The following is a 13,197-nucleotide window of genomic DNA, read 5'->3' on the forward strand; positions in this document are numbered from 1 at the left end:
CAGGTACCTTGTAATACAAAGTACCTCATGTATACTGCTCACATGGAGATAGTAGATTTTAATGTAGAAAATGCTCGCATACAGATGCGCAAGGGACTCTTAGAGTTTCCCATTCTGTTGATTGTTGCAGACGGCGAGGTGTACGCCTCCGATATCTTGCAGCAGCTTAAAAAAGCAGACCTTATCGTGGTGGAGGGAACTTTGTACCCACTATTGAGTCGCTTGAAGAAGAATGGCCTCCTCGAGTATGTATGGCGAGAGTCCAAAAGCGGTCCGCCGCGAAAATATTATAAGCTCACGCAAGAAGGAGAGAAGGTACTAAACGAATTATTAGAAACATGGAACGTATTAAGCAGCTCGATTAATAAACTTAAAAAGACATATGAAAAAAGTAGTTAATATCGCAATAGGGGGAATAGTGTTTTCAATAGAAGAGGATGCTTACGCAACACTTTCAACATATCTTGAGACAATCCGTGGGCACTTTCAAGCTGCTGACGCACAGGGCGAGATAGTAGATGACATAGAACTCGGTATTGCAGAAAAGTTTAGCAAAAAGAGCAAGGGGTCTGTTATTCGCAGTACTGATGTAGAAGCGATTATTTCAGAAATGGGCACCATTGCAGATTTTAAAGAAATGGATGAGGGGGCAGTAGATGCTACTGCAGCAGAAAGCGACGAAAAACCTCGCAAGAAATTATATCGAAATGTTGATGATCAAATAATTGCTGGTGTTGCCTCAGGAATTGCGTCCTATTTTGGCATTGACCCAGTATTTGTTCGGTTAACATTCGTGATAGCGATATTCCTCAATGGAGTCGGTATACTCGCGTACCTTGTATTGTGGCTTGTCATGCCAGCGGCTGAGACACTCTCGCAGAAATTAGAGATGAAAGGGGAGCCGGTTACGCTGCATGAATTTGAAAAGATGGTGAAGGATAAGATTCCCGACGATGCTGCAGAGCGTACGTCTGCAGTAACACGGTTCCTTAAGATTCCGTTTGAGATTTTAGGCGGCATACTTAGGTTCATTGGCAGGGTGTTACGAAACATTGGGCCTATTGCACGCATGATCATTGGTGCCGTTGTTATATTAGTGAGTGCGTCAGCTGTCGTTGGTTTTTCTATCGCACTGACGGGCCTACACTTCAGTATCAACTCGGGTATTTTTGAGCTTCCTGTCCGCGAATTTCTTGACGGCTCAACATACTTTGGGGCACTCGCATCACTCTATGCACTTGCGCTTATTCCAGCTGCAGTTGGTGTGTTGCTTGGCGCGGCTCTGTTGAAGATGGTGAGCAAGTATACTGGCGTAATTATCGGAGCACTTGCCGTAGTATGGTTAGTTGCTCTGTTTAGCGTTGGCCATACTGTTTCTAGTAGTGTGCCAGAATACAAAGCGTACTTCGATAACATGGCGACAGTAGAGCACATACACGAGCTCGAGGCGTTTACCGATGTATCCGTATTCTCAGGAGACAATGTCACCATACAAGAAGGGGATACATACGAAATTGTTGTTTCAGGAAAAGAAGCGAGTGTTGCGCGAAGAACATTTGAGGTACATGGCGGTGAACTCGTTATAAACGACGAACAGCACAGCGTATGCATTGGCTGTTTTAACCGTCCAGTCGATATAGTAGTAACAACACCTACACTCGAGGCCATCAATGCTTCTCACGGTGCGAAAGTTACTGCGGCGCAGTTCGAAGCTGAAACATTCTCTGTGATACTGAGGCATTCTGCTGATCTCGAACTCGATATTGTTGCTGACAAATTGGTAGCGGATATAGCCCACTCATCTGAGCTGGTTCTTGAAGGTTTGGTAGACGAGCTAACAGTAGAAGCCGTGTATTCATCACACATTGATACCTCTAATCTTGAAAACGAGAAAACTTCTATGGAGCTACGACACTCGAGTAGTGCTGACATAGGGATTACCGAGGTACTTAATGTAACTACTCGTTACAGTAGCAGCGCACGATACGATGGCGACCCACAGCTCACACAGGACACATCGAATTCTTCAAGTTTTAAGAAAAAGTTCTAACAGCCACTCGTGGCATCGTACAAAACGAACGCCTCAATTTATTGAGGCGTTCGTTTTGGCTTAGCTAAGCACTTTTTGGCTACATTCGTTTTGTTTTCCCGTGTACTGCGAGCAAAACAATGCTACTCAATATGGTGAAGATTCCGGCGAAGAAGAGTGTCCATTCAAATCCAAATATTTCTCCAACAAATCCGGCAACGATAATAGCGAGCCCATACACTACCTGCATGACTGTTTCGTATATCCCCATAACTTCACCCTCATTCTTTTCAGGAATATTACCGTAAAATAAAATTCGCCATGCTGAAATATCGAGCGCGTGCCCAATTCCTATGGCAATCATTCCTGCGTATATATGCCAGAGGTCCGTTGCAAAAAAGAGAGCAAGATAGGTAAATCCAACCAGTAATCCAGAAGAGAGGAGAGTGTAGTACTCATCAATGTGTCCTTTTCGGTCATCGAGATATTGGCCAATAGGTATAGCAGAAAGTGCGCGAATAGCTCTGTATAAACCAAAAACTAATCCAACATGAATAGCGGTACCACCTTCGATATTTTGAGTAATGTACAATGCAAAAATAACGCCGACAAACACATCGGAGCCCCAAAAGGCTGCGTCGTTAAGCGTCAGTGCTGAAAGAACCTGAGATTTCCTGCCTTTGTATAAACGAGGAAGCATTGAGGTAAGTATACCGTATGTATAAGGGATATATATGCGCATAATGTTGATTGACAAACAGGAGGTTGATTACCACAATACAGAACATGTATAACCCACAAAATTTGCACGAATGTGAGATGGAGAAAAAGCGTAAGCGGCGCAAAGTGGTAGACGGTTTTATGACGATAATTGGTATTGTTGCTTCGGTATCGAGTATTCCTCAAGTGCTTAAAATTTGGGAGACAGGGGATGTAGCTGGCATCTCACTTGCAACGCAAGTTATTGCACTTGGTGCCGTTATTTCTTGGTTCCTGTATGGTCTTTACATAAAGAACAAACCACTTGCTATCACAAGTGGACTTTCAACGCTTGTACTAGGTATCGTCGTCATTCAGATTTTCATGCATCGGTAGATGTTGCTCTTGCTTATTGAGCCGAAAACGGATCGCCTAGTTTTTTATACCCTAGATGATTATAATGAGGCTATTAATCATAATTAACTAACTATATGAATATGAAAAGTACCATCTCTATCATCCTAGCCCTTATTGTTTTAGCAGGTGCTTACTATTTCTTTATGAGCACAGAAAAGGGTGTGTCGCCAGTAACAGAAAGCCAAGCGGGAGAAATCGATAATTCAACCTTATATGATGAGGCACGCTTTATAGGCATGACAGAAGCAGAAGCATCAGCATACGCTGAAGCAAACAATGTTCGGTTTAGGGTTGGCAAAATAGACGGTGAAGGATTAGCGGTAACTGCAGATTTTGTTATTGGACGAATCACAGCTGAAATTGAAGACGGGATTGTTGTTGGATATACAGTTGAGTAGGGGTGGATGACATTTTGTTTCTTGAGTTAACATTTATTACCGTCAAAACCTGACGCTAGTTATGTGCGCAGTGCAACATCAAGTCATTGCCATCGGGATCAGTAAATAAGGCCATATAGCAACCACCAGTGTCCATGATTTCTCCAGCAAATTCTATTCCCTTGGCTTCAAGCTCTTTACGAGCTTCAGCTACGTTTTCAACATGAAGTGCTAGATGAGCATTCTTTTGAGGTTCGAATTTCATGCCAATCTTTTCTGGTTCCCAGATACCGAAACAGGTGTCGCCAATCCAAAATTCATATGTAGCCTTAGGGTCGGGACGCAAACCAAGTGTGTCGACGTAAAAAGCTCTCGAACGCTCAGCGTCGGTAGAGGGTATACCGACAAAATCAAGTTTAGTTATTGAATTTTTTAGTGTCTTCATATATTTACTTTGTGAGAGTTATTTATTAATTTTATCATAGTAGAGAAAAAACAAGCTGTATTTTAATCTAAATCACCAGAACGCTAGGCGTTCTGGTGATTTAGGGGAGAGAGGGATTCGGTCAGGAGTCCGTGAAAAGAATATTCGCTCGGCTCATTACTTTTCTACGGCTCACGACCCTGACTCGGCGACAAGCACTCGCTCCGCTCGTCTTGTATACCGCCTCCGTCTTTCGAATTCCTTTCTCGTCCGTAAAACGTAAAAAACCCAACGCTATTCGCGTTAGGGTTTTACGTTTTAATGCGGAGAGAGAGGGATTCGAACCCTCGAGGGAGTTTCCCCCCTATATCCTTAGCAGGGATACGCTTTCGACCACTCAGCCATCTCTCCGTGTTTGGCTAAGATAGCACATTCGCCCTCTTTTTTCATTCCTTTTTTATGCTCGAGCGAGTGCGACTGCGGTAACTGATACGCCGATTTCTTCAAATGTTTTGATAGCCTCGTCCATCGTTGCTCCTGTTGTGATGACGTCGTCTATGAGTATGACATGCGCCCCGCGCACTTTTTCTGGACGGGAAATACTAAAGATACCTGCGACATTCTTAAGACGTTGTTCTCGCGCGAGCGTTTTCTGCATAGGCACATGCTTTGTTTGAAGAAGGACATCGGTAACGACACATGAGCGGAGCTCCGCCGGAAGTTGTGCACAGACTTTTGTAATTTGGTTAAATCCGCGCTCACGTTTTCTTTTTGGAGAGAGCGGCATAGGTATAAGAATGATGTGTTTCGGATTCCATATTTCTATGTCAGACAGCTCTTCAAGAAGCGTGTCGTACAGTAACTGGGCAAGAAGTTTCGCTGCTTGTACCGAACCATGCTTTTTTAGTAGTTTGATAGCTGCATTAGCGGATGTATCATCGTAATGTGTACAGGTAAGTACAATAGAGCCGCGTAGAGTCCGTACGTTTGCTGGATGCGGCGATAGATACTCCGTATTCGACACGAGTATTTCTATGCGAGTAGGTGGAAACAGTAAGGAAAGAATTCTAGATAACATCTGTACATTGTAACGTAGGGGAGCGTGCTACAATATGCTTACTAGATATGGGAATACTAGACAAAATACGTAGTTCTTTAACGAGCTCCCAAAAGGGGCGTTCGGGCAGTGTTATTGGGGTCGACATCGGTTCGTCTTCAATAAAAGTAGTACAGCTGCGACAAGAGAAAGGACGTGCCGTTCTTGAAACGTATGGAGAGATAGCACTTGGTCCGTATGCAGGCACTGAAGTAGGGCGTGCGACACATCTACAGCCAAGTGAACTTGCTAAAGCGCTTACTGATCTTATGACAGAGGCAAATGTAACTGCAACGGACTCAGGTGTTTCGGTGCCATTTTCTGCAAGTCTTACGTCTGTGATTGAGATGCCTAAAATGGATCAAGCACAACTAGAGCATATGATTCCATTGGAGGCGCGTAAGTATATTCCAGCAAACATCAATGAAGTAATGCTTGACTGGTTTATTATTCCCGATGATCCAGCACAAGAAGAATGGTCACGCTCGCGCAGTGGCGATACACAAAAAGCTCCAGAAGACTCAGGAAAAACAGAAGTGCTTCTTGTTGCGATTCATAACGAAATACTCAATAATTTTCAAACAATTACTAAAGAAGCTGGACTAAACGTTGGGTTCTATGAACTTGAGATTTTTGGTGCAGTTCGCTCCTCACTCTCTCATGGAATTGCTCCGGTTATGGTTGTGGACATTGGGGCAGCAACAACAAAAGTGTACATTGTCGAACGCGGTATTATTCGTTTTTCTCACTTGATAAATCAGGGTTCTCAAGATCTGACACTTGGTATTTCTCGTGCGCTAGGATGGAACTTTGAACGTTCAGAACGCGCAAAAAGAGAGCAGGGTCTTGTAGTTCGAGAAGGTGTTGAACAAGCACAAGATAAGCAGGTAAAAGAGGCTTTGTTATCAACACTGGGACGTATTTTTTCCGATGTTAATCGCGTACTATTAAGCTACGAGAAGAAGTATGGACGCAACATTTCGCGTGTCGTACTGGCAGGAGGAGGAGCGAGCCTGTATGGACTTCCAGAATATGCAGGTGAGCTCGTAAGTGTTGATGTTGAACGAAGTAATCCATTCGGAAGGGTTCAAACACCAGCATTTCTAGAAGACGTACTCGTAGAAGTAGGGCCCGAATTTGCTGTTGCGGTTGGTATGGCACTACGAAAGATGCAGGGATAGCTCGAAACGTTCTTTACAAACGATTCATCACGAACAATTATGGAATCAAATATCAAAGCCTCGTTTATACCAGACAAGATGCCAAGTGCACAACGCGGTGGCTCAGCACCCAAAGCTCCGTCAGGAAGTGCTGCTGATATTTTGATGCTTGTCGCTGTGGTTATTCTGGCAGTCGCTCTCGCATTGTCAGCAGGAGTATTTTTATACGATAGTTTCTTAGACGCGAACGTCCAGAAGAAGGGAGAGCAATTACAACGTGCACAGCAAGCTTTTGAACCTGCCTTGGTAGAAGAACTTGTGCGGCTTGATTTGCGATTACAAGCAGCAGGCGATGTGCTCGCACGCCACCTTGCACCGTCAGAAATATTTAACCTTCTTGAAGAACTGACGTTACAATCTGTTTCGTATAGTTCACTTGATTACTCAATCAATGAGGACGAAACAATTGCTATTCGGATGAAAGGAAAAGCAGATAGTGTAAACGCTGTAGCGCTTCAGGCGAGTGTGTTCGGACAACATAACGCAATTGTGAGTCCTATCTTTTCAGATATTGATTTAGTAAGTGACGGTGTAGCGTTTAGTGTATCTGCCATTGTGAACCCTGCATCACTTCGTTATACAACTGTCTTTTCACAGTATTCGACTGGTTTTGAAGCAGAACAAGTTCTTGAAGGTGAAACGAGCACAAGTGTCCAAGAAACTGAGAGTTTTGGTGATTTTGGAAGCTTACCAGACGAACAAGAGGCAACCCAATAACGCATATGACAAAAGCAATTCTTTCAATTATATTCATCGGCGCTGCAATTATGCTCTTTATGTTGTATGTGCGACCAACGTACGATGCAGTCAATGCAAACCGCACACAAGTTGCAACGTATGACGAAGCACTTGCAAAGACTCGAGAAATTCAGGAATTAAAGAGCTCACTGTTATCTCGATACAATCTTTTTGCTGGTACAAACCTTGATCGCCTACAGAAGATGCTCCCTGATCATGTCGATAACGTTCGACTCGTACTTGATATGGATGGTATTGCATCAAAATATAATATCCGTATCCAAAACGTTACCGTACAAGAATCGAGCATAACAGCAGATGAAAACGAAGGGACTGTTCTGAACGGAGGTGCGACTCAAAATAGACCATACCGTTCGCTTCCATTGCAGTTCGAAGTACTTTCTACCTACGATGAATTTGTTTTGCTCATGCGTGACCTAGAATCAAGTCTTCGTATTGTCGATCTTGTTTCTTTGAGTGTGCGACCACGCGGCGATTTTTCTTCAGCAAGTGGTGCTGAACCAATCTATACCTTTGGTGTCACGTTACGAACTTATTGGCTTCCCTAATACGTATGTTAGATCTTATACAGAAAAATAAAATAATAATCGGTATACTCGTTGTTATCATTGCAGCGTTTGCATGGTTTGGACTTTCTGACCAACAACCAAGTACGAGTTTATTGAGCAGTGAATCACGAAGCAGTAATTCGGTGGCAGACCAGGAGATTTTGCGAGTACTACTTGATATGCGTTCTATTCGACTTGATAGTTCTATTTTTGAAAACCCTGCCTTTGCCTCATTACGTGACTTTGGGCGTGATATTATTCCTGAACCAGTTGGACGTACAAATCCATTTGCTCCTGTAGACAGGCAATCCCCATCAGTAAACGGCGCAACTGGCGCTGTGCAATCTCAATAACGCGTATGGGGAACACCCTCATGCAAGGATTAGTGGCACAAAAAGTCCTCTCTCAAGAGGATGCTGAAATTGTATTAGAAAATGCAAAAGCACGTGGTGTTCCCCTAGAAGACGCATTGCGAGAAGTAGGAGTGTCACAGGAAAGTATTTTAGCTGCGAAAGCCGGTACGTCAGGAATACCAACGCGTGTGTTAGAGACTGACTCTATCCCGTTTGAAATTTTAGAGCATATACCTGAGGAGTCAGCACGGCATTACTCAATGGTTCCTCTTGGTATCGTAGAGGGAATTCTTGAAGTTGGAATGATAGAGCCAGATGATATGGAGGCAATTGATGCCTTAAATTTTTTAGCTCGTAAGAAAGGCCTCCCGTACAAAGTATTTCTTATTTCCGAAGCTGACTTACAAGATGTACTTAAAATGTACAATTCCCTAGGCGGTGAGGTTGGGAGGGCACTGACTGAACTCGAATCGGAATTGACTGAAGACCAGCGAAATATCCAGGAGGCTATTGATGAACAAGAAGAGGGGAATGATACTTTTATAAAAGAGGACGCACCGGTTATTAAAATTGTTGCGACTATTTTGCGGTATGCCGTTGATGGGCGAGCGTCTGACGTTCATATCGAGCGGACAGATAAAATGGTGAAAGTGCGTTTTCGTGTAGATGGTATTTTACACACCTCTTTAACACTTCCCGTTAATGTCCACCAAGCGATTGTTGCGCGTATTAAGGTACTTTCTTCAATGAGATTGGACGAGAGGCGTAAACCCCAAGATGGGCGTTTTTCTGCAAAGATAGGAGGGCACAGAATCGATTTTCGTGTCTCTACGTTCCCAGCGTCAAATGGAGAGAAGATCGTAATGCGTATTCTTGACCGTGAGAAAGGATTTATTCCGCTTGATGAGTTGGGTCTGACACCGGACAATCTCGATCAAATTCGCAAAGCGATTGCTCGTCCTCACGGTTTGATTCTCGTATCTGGTCCGACGGGTTCAGGTAAGTCAACCACACTGTATTCTATGCTTTCAGAGCTCGATAGAGAAACAAAGAATGTCCTCTCACTTGAAGACCCAGTTGAATATTTTATGGAAGGAGTTAGTCAGTCGCAGGTGCGTCCTGAAATTGGGTACACGTTTGCCACAGGGCTGCGCACAACACTTCGACAAGACCCCGATGTAATTATGGTAGGAGAGATTCGCGATGCTGAAACCGCGAAGCTTGCAGTGCAGGCTGCACTGACCGGACATCTCGTGCTTTCAACTATTCACACAAACTCAGCGATTGGTGTTATTCCACGACTGGTAGACATGGGAGTTGATCCGTTCCTTATCGCACCAACGCTAGTTCTTGCTGTCGCACAACGTTTGGTACGTAAGGTGTGCCCTGGTGCAGGCGATGAGAAGCCAATGAATGAAAGCGTCAAAGCTATGATTGAGAAGCAGTTTGCCGATTTAGATGACACATACAAACCAGAGATTCCTGCTACGTACTACGAGGCAAAACCAACTGAAGAATGCCCAAACGGGTTACGTGGACGTCTTGCGGTGTTTGAATTGTTGCCTATGACCGCAGAACTTGAACACCAGGTGCTCACTGATCCATCAGAAGATAAGGTACAGCACATTGCCAGAAAGGGAGGAATGCTTTCAATGAAAGAAGATGCAATCTTGAAGTCGTTTAGCGGACAGATTCCATTTACAGAAGCCAACAAGCTCGGTGGTGCATTGTTGGCAGAGAAGGTGATGATAGACGATGATTTTGAAGATGAGACAGTTGCACACAATAAGATACGACCAACTGAAGAAGAGAAAATGCTGAACGAAAGTTAGTATGGTACTGTAATTAGCATGTCAGGAAAAACAACATATAGCATATTATTTGTAGATGACGATGACTTTCTTATAGATATGTACAGCTTGAAATTTTCTCAAGCTGGTCACAAAATCCAAACGGCACAAAGCACTGATGCTGCATTAGAGAAGTTACATGAAGAGGGGTATACACCTGATGCGGTGCTCTTCGACCTCGTTATGCCCAAAAAGGATGGATTCGAATTACTAAAAGAAATAAGGAGTCAAAATCTTGTACCTGATGCTGCACTTATCGTCCTTTCAAACCAAAGTGAGCGAGAAAATATTGATAAGGCCAAAGCACTGGGGGCAACAGGACATATTATTAAAGCAAATGCCATCCCCTCGGAGGTACTACAGATTGTTGAAGAGGCTGTTGCACAGAGAAAAGAGTAAAACCAATGCGTATTGAAAATGTACGCACGCGTTCTACACACGAGTAAGTAGCTCACTTTGTTTTATGCGATACAATTGGTATACGTATGGAGTCCAACAGTTCATTAAAGAAGTTTATAAATGTCCTTATAAATGAGGGTGGTTCTGATTTACACTTATCTGCAGGATCGCACCCTACTATTAGAGTTGCTGGTTCACTAATATCTCTCGTAAAAGAACCCATTCTTACTGGAAAGGAGACGCTTGCACTGCTGGAGGTTATGGTATCTGCAAAAGATAGAGACCGATTTCTCGAAGAGAAAGAATTGGACTTTTCGTATCAGCTGGAAGACGGCAATCGATTCCGTTGCAATGCTTTTTCCCAACGAGGAGATACAGGAATTGCGATGCGTCTCATTCCTCGAGAAATCCGTACCGTTGCCGAATTAAACTTACCACCAATTCTTGAAAGCTTTGCTCGGCGAACGCAAGGTTTCTTCCTTGTAGTTGGACCAGTAGGGCAAGGTAAAACAACGACACTTGCTTCTTTAATTGAGCTTATAAATCAAGAGCGAGCCGAACACATTGTCACGATAGAAGATCCAATTGAATATGTATTTGAAGCGAAACGATCTCTTATTGACCAACGTGAAGTAAAGATTGATACCAAAGATTTTGCAACTGCACTACGGGGTGCGTTTAGACAGGATATTGATGTTTTGTTTATTGGTGAAATGCGTGGTCCCGAAACTATGGCGGCAGCAGTGACAGCAGCGGAAACAGGGCATTTAGTATTTTCAACACTACACACAAACAACGCATCACAAACAGTGAATCGGATTATAGACTCATTTCCTGGTGATCAGCAAAATCAAATTCGATTGCAGCTCGCCTCATCTCTTGCTGGCATTTTCTCACAACGACTTATTCCGCGTATTGGGGGTGGTTTAGTACCTGCATACGAATTGCTGGTAGCAAACAAAGCAGTCTCAAATCTTATTCGGGAAAGTCGAACACACGAACTCGACACAGTTATAGAAACAGGAGCTAAGGATGGAATGATTGATATGAACCGCTCATTAGCTGAACTGGTTGCACGAGGTGAAATTAGTGCTGATAGTGCATATCAATTCTCAATCAATCCAAAAGTACTTGATAGACTTCTGTAACATTCATTACAATGGCACTTTTTTACTACACAGCAGTTGATAGGGAGAATAAGGAAAGAAAAGGTAGCATAGATGCTATTAATAAGGATGTTGCAATCACCGCACTGCAACGTCGTGGGCTGACTTTGTCGTCAATTAATCCTGCAGAATCAAGTTCGATATTTGATATGCGGCTCACGTTTTTTGAACGTGTTAAGAACAAAGACATCGTTATTTTATCTCGGCAAATAACTACATTATTTGAGGCTCAAGTCTCAGCTCTTCGAGCGTTCCGATTACTTTCTGCAGAATCCACCAGTCCTTTACTGCAAGATAAGCTGGGGGAGGTAGCAAACGATATACAAAGTGGTTCTACAATTGCCGATGCATTAGGCAAGCATCCAAAAATATTTAGTTCGTTTTATGTAGAGATGGTGCGCGCTGGGGAGGAAACAGGAAGGCTCGGTGAAGCGTTTGAATTTCTTGCTGATTATCTCGATAGGACGTATGCAGTGACCTCTAAAGCTCGTAATGCACTCATTTACCCTGCTTTTGTCATAATGACTTTCGTTGCGGTAATGGTGCTTATGCTCACCACCGTGATTCCACGGCTTTCAGATATTTTGCTGGAAAGCGGACAGGATATTCCCGTATACACAAAAGTTGTGATTGGTTTTTCACAATTTCTTACTAATTATTTTTGGTTGTTTGGCATAGGAATACTGTTTGGCGTGGGGTTAATTTATCGATTCTTACAAACCGAGTCTGGAAAACAGAGAATGGCACGTGCACGCCTACAGATTCCATATCTCGGTGATTTGTATAGAAAGTTATATATGTCGCGTATTGCAGACAGTTTGAGCACGACACTTTCAAGTGGTATTCAACTCGTGCGTGGTATGGAGATAAGTGCTGCTGTCGTCGGGGATCCAGCGTATGACGAAATTCTTAAAAGTGTTGCACAAGAAATACAAAGTGGGCGTCCTGCGTCAGAGGTAATGGCAGAGTACAGTGAATTCCCCGGAATCGTTATAGCTATGATCAAAGTGGGTGAGGAGACAGGCGATTTAAGTAACATCCTTAAGACTATGGCTAAGTTTTATCAGCGAGAGGTTTCAAACGCTGTTGACACCTTAGTATCACTCATTGAACCTATGATGATAGTACTTATGGGGCTTGGAGTAGGTCTTTTACTTGCGTCAGTGCTTGTTCCTATCTACAATATCTCCGCTGGACTCTAGGAGTACGAACTATATTTTAAATGTTATCCACACGTCTAGACGAATACAATCTGTTTGTATCGCTATAATGTATATAACCAAGACAGATAACTGGTCGTTTAAGTCTTGCAAGCTGCGTAAGCAGGTCGCACTTATACGATTAGTGCACAAAGGTTATTTATTCTTATATATTAATTAATTAAAAAACATGAATTTCTTTACTAAAAAAGACCGTGGTTTCACTCTCATCGAACTTTTGGTGGTGATTGCAATCATTGGTATCCTCTCTTCTGTGGTACTTGCCTCTCTAAACAGTGCACGTGAGAAATCTCGTGATGCTCGACGTATTGGAGACATTAAGCAGTTACAACTAGCACTTGAAATGTACTATGACTCAAACAACGGTTATCCATCAACAACCGCTGCTTTGGTTCCTTCCTACATTCCAGTTGAGCCAAGTGATCCACAAACAAGCGCAGCGTATACGTATGAAGTAAGTGGTACTTCAAACTATGTACTTCGTACAACATTAGAATCAAGCCATAGCGCTTTGGGGTCTGATATCGACGGAACTCCTCTCTCAACCACTTTGTGTGATGACGCTGTAGCTCCTTTCTACTACTGTGTACAACCGTAGATCGTACACCTTCTTAAAGTAGTTCAAAACACGCACTCATGA

Annotated in this window: 16 protein-coding genes and 1 tRNA gene; 13 read left to right on the forward strand and 4 right to left on the reverse strand. The window is 43.2% G+C overall.

Annotation, left to right across the window (positions count from 1 at the left end; translation table 11 throughout):
* The first annotated feature begins 42 nt into the window (after nucleotides 1-42).
* Both JXR01_03335 and JXR01_03340 read left to right on the forward strand, forming a co-directional pair.
* On the forward strand, nucleotides 43-399 hold the full coding sequence (locus JXR01_03335; protein QSH39308.1) for a PadR family transcriptional regulator: 357 nt from the start codon (nucleotides 43-45) through the stop codon (nucleotides 397-399).
* Entirely contained in the window at nucleotides 383-2,050 is a 1,668-nt protein-coding gene (locus tag JXR01_03340; protein ID QSH39309.1) for a DUF2807 domain-containing protein, read from the forward strand. The genes JXR01_03335 and JXR01_03340 overlap by 17 nt, the downstream gene beginning before the upstream one ends.
* A 79-nt stretch (nucleotides 2,051-2,129) precedes the next feature.
* Here the strand turns inward: JXR01_03340 and JXR01_03345 are convergent, their stop codons facing one another.
* A complete protein-coding gene (locus JXR01_03345) occupies nucleotides 2,130-2,729 on the reverse strand; it encodes an MFS transporter (GenBank protein QSH39310.1) in 600 nt (199 codons plus the stop codon).
* A gap of 86 nt (nucleotides 2,730-2,815) precedes the next feature.
* Between JXR01_03345 and JXR01_03350 the strand changes: the two genes are divergently transcribed.
* Nucleotides 2,816-3,124, forward strand: a complete 309-nt coding sequence (locus JXR01_03350) for a hypothetical protein (protein ID QSH39311.1) — start codon at nucleotides 2,816-2,818, stop codon at nucleotides 3,122-3,124.
* A gap of 95 nt (nucleotides 3,125-3,219) precedes the next feature.
* A complete protein-coding gene (locus JXR01_03355; protein ID QSH39312.1) occupies nucleotides 3,220-3,543 on the forward strand; it encodes a hypothetical protein in 324 nt (107 codons plus the stop codon).
* A gap of 55 nt (nucleotides 3,544-3,598) precedes the next feature.
* Here the strand turns inward: JXR01_03355 and JXR01_03360 are convergent, their stop codons facing one another.
* The 3 genes from JXR01_03360 to JXR01_03370 all read right to left on the reverse strand — a co-directional run bounded on the left by JXR01_03360 (nucleotide 3,599) and on the right by JXR01_03370 (nucleotide 5,024).
* Entirely contained in the window at nucleotides 3,599-3,967 is a 369-nt protein-coding gene (locus tag JXR01_03360; GenBank protein ID QSH39313.1) for a VOC family protein, read from the reverse strand.
* Nucleotides 3,968-4,270: 303 nt separating this feature from the next.
* Nucleotides 4,271-4,357: transfer RNA gene (locus tag JXR01_03365), tRNA-Ser, on the reverse strand.
* A 46-nt stretch (nucleotides 4,358-4,403) separates the two neighbouring features.
* Nucleotides 4,404-5,024, reverse strand: coding sequence for a ComF family protein (locus JXR01_03370; GenBank protein QSH39314.1), 621 nt, complete (start codon nucleotides 5,022-5,024; stop codon nucleotides 4,404-4,406).
* A gap of 47 nt (nucleotides 5,025-5,071) precedes the next feature.
* Between JXR01_03370 and pilM the strand changes: the two genes are divergently transcribed.
* From pilM to JXR01_03415, 9 genes are all read left to right on the forward strand, one after another.
* Nucleotides 5,072-6,223, forward strand: a complete 1,152-nt coding sequence (gene pilM / locus JXR01_03375; GenBank protein ID QSH39315.1) for a type IV pilus assembly protein PilM — start codon at nucleotides 5,072-5,074, stop codon at nucleotides 6,221-6,223.
* A gap of 39 nt (nucleotides 6,224-6,262) precedes the next feature.
* On the forward strand, nucleotides 6,263-6,979 hold the full coding sequence (locus tag JXR01_03380; protein QSH39316.1) for a hypothetical protein: 717 nt from the start codon (nucleotides 6,263-6,265) through the stop codon (nucleotides 6,977-6,979).
* A 5-nt stretch (nucleotides 6,980-6,984) separates the two neighbouring features.
* Nucleotides 6,985-7,569, forward strand: coding sequence for a hypothetical protein (locus tag JXR01_03385; GenBank protein QSH39317.1), 585 nt, complete (start codon nucleotides 6,985-6,987; stop codon nucleotides 7,567-7,569).
* Nucleotides 7,570-7,574: 5 nt separating this feature from the next.
* A complete protein-coding gene (locus JXR01_03390) occupies nucleotides 7,575-7,922 on the forward strand; it encodes a hypothetical protein (protein ID QSH39318.1) in 348 nt (115 codons plus the stop codon).
* Between the two features lie 5 nt (nucleotides 7,923-7,927).
* Entirely contained in the window at nucleotides 7,928-9,754 is a 1,827-nt protein-coding gene (locus JXR01_03395; protein QSH39319.1) for a type II/IV secretion system protein, read from the forward strand.
* Nucleotides 9,755-9,772: 18 nt separating this feature from the next.
* Nucleotides 9,773-10,171 (forward strand): response regulator, encoded by a 399-nt coding sequence (locus tag JXR01_03400; protein QSH39320.1) that lies wholly within the window; start codon nucleotides 9,773-9,775, stop codon nucleotides 10,169-10,171.
* An 86-nt stretch (nucleotides 10,172-10,257) separates the two neighbouring features.
* Entirely contained in the window at nucleotides 10,258-11,319 is a 1,062-nt protein-coding gene (locus tag JXR01_03405; protein ID QSH39321.1) for a PilT/PilU family type 4a pilus ATPase, read from the forward strand.
* An 11-nt stretch (nucleotides 11,320-11,330) separates the two neighbouring features.
* A complete protein-coding gene (locus JXR01_03410; protein QSH39322.1) occupies nucleotides 11,331-12,539 on the forward strand; it encodes a type II secretion system F family protein in 1,209 nt (402 codons plus the stop codon).
* A 187-nt stretch (nucleotides 12,540-12,726) separates the two neighbouring features.
* The gene (locus JXR01_03415) at nucleotides 12,727-13,155 is read left to right on the forward strand and encodes a type II secretion system protein (GenBank protein ID QSH39323.1); all 429 of its coding nucleotides are present in this window, start codon (nucleotides 12,727-12,729) and stop codon (nucleotides 13,153-13,155) included.
* Nucleotides 13,156-13,197 lie beyond the last annotated feature (42 nt).

The organism is Candidatus Kaiserbacteria bacterium, from assembly GCA_017134395.1.
Classification (GTDB): Bacteria; Patescibacteriota; Minisyncoccia; order Phycocordibacterales; family UBA2100; genus UBA2100.

Excerpts from the sequence above, each read along its gene's own strand:
- JXR01_03335 (QSH39308.1), top strand. The coding sequence starts at position 43 with ATGGAGATAGTAGATTTTAATGTAGAAAATGCTCGCATACAGATGCGC.
- JXR01_03340 (QSH39309.1), top strand. The coding sequence starts at position 383 with ATGAAAAAAGTAGTTAATATCGCAATAGGGGGAATAGTGTTTTCAATA.
- JXR01_03345 (QSH39310.1), bottom strand. The coding sequence starts at position 2,729 with ATGCTTCCTCGTTTATACAAAGGCAGGAAATCTCAGGTTCTTTCAGCA.
- JXR01_03350 (QSH39311.1), top strand. The coding sequence starts at position 2,816 with ATGTATAACCCACAAAATTTGCACGAATGTGAGATGGAGAAAAAGCGT.
- JXR01_03355 (QSH39312.1), top strand. The coding sequence starts at position 3,220 with ATGAATATGAAAAGTACCATCTCTATCATCCTAGCCCTTATTGTTTTA.
- JXR01_03360 (QSH39313.1), bottom strand. The coding sequence starts at position 3,967 with ATGAAGACACTAAAAAATTCAATAACTAAACTTGATTTTGTCGGTATA.
- JXR01_03370 (QSH39314.1), bottom strand. The coding sequence starts at position 5,024 with ATGTTATCTAGAATTCTTTCCTTACTGTTTCCACCTACTCGCATAGAA.
- pilM (QSH39315.1), top strand. The coding sequence starts at position 5,072 with ATGGGAATACTAGACAAAATACGTAGTTCTTTAACGAGCTCCCAAAAG.
- JXR01_03380 (QSH39316.1), top strand. The coding sequence starts at position 6,263 with ATGGAATCAAATATCAAAGCCTCGTTTATACCAGACAAGATGCCAAGT.
- JXR01_03385 (QSH39317.1), top strand. The coding sequence starts at position 6,985 with ATGACAAAAGCAATTCTTTCAATTATATTCATCGGCGCTGCAATTATG.
- JXR01_03390 (QSH39318.1), top strand. The coding sequence starts at position 7,575 with ATGTTAGATCTTATACAGAAAAATAAAATAATAATCGGTATACTCGTT.
- JXR01_03395 (QSH39319.1), top strand. The coding sequence starts at position 7,928 with ATGGGGAACACCCTCATGCAAGGATTAGTGGCACAAAAAGTCCTCTCT.
- JXR01_03400 (QSH39320.1), top strand. The coding sequence starts at position 9,773 with ATGTCAGGAAAAACAACATATAGCATATTATTTGTAGATGACGATGAC.
- JXR01_03405 (QSH39321.1), top strand. The coding sequence starts at position 10,258 with ATGGAGTCCAACAGTTCATTAAAGAAGTTTATAAATGTCCTTATAAAT.
- JXR01_03410 (QSH39322.1), top strand. The coding sequence starts at position 11,331 with ATGGCACTTTTTTACTACACAGCAGTTGATAGGGAGAATAAGGAAAGA.
- JXR01_03415 (QSH39323.1), top strand. The coding sequence starts at position 12,727 with ATGAATTTCTTTACTAAAAAAGACCGTGGTTTCACTCTCATCGAACTT.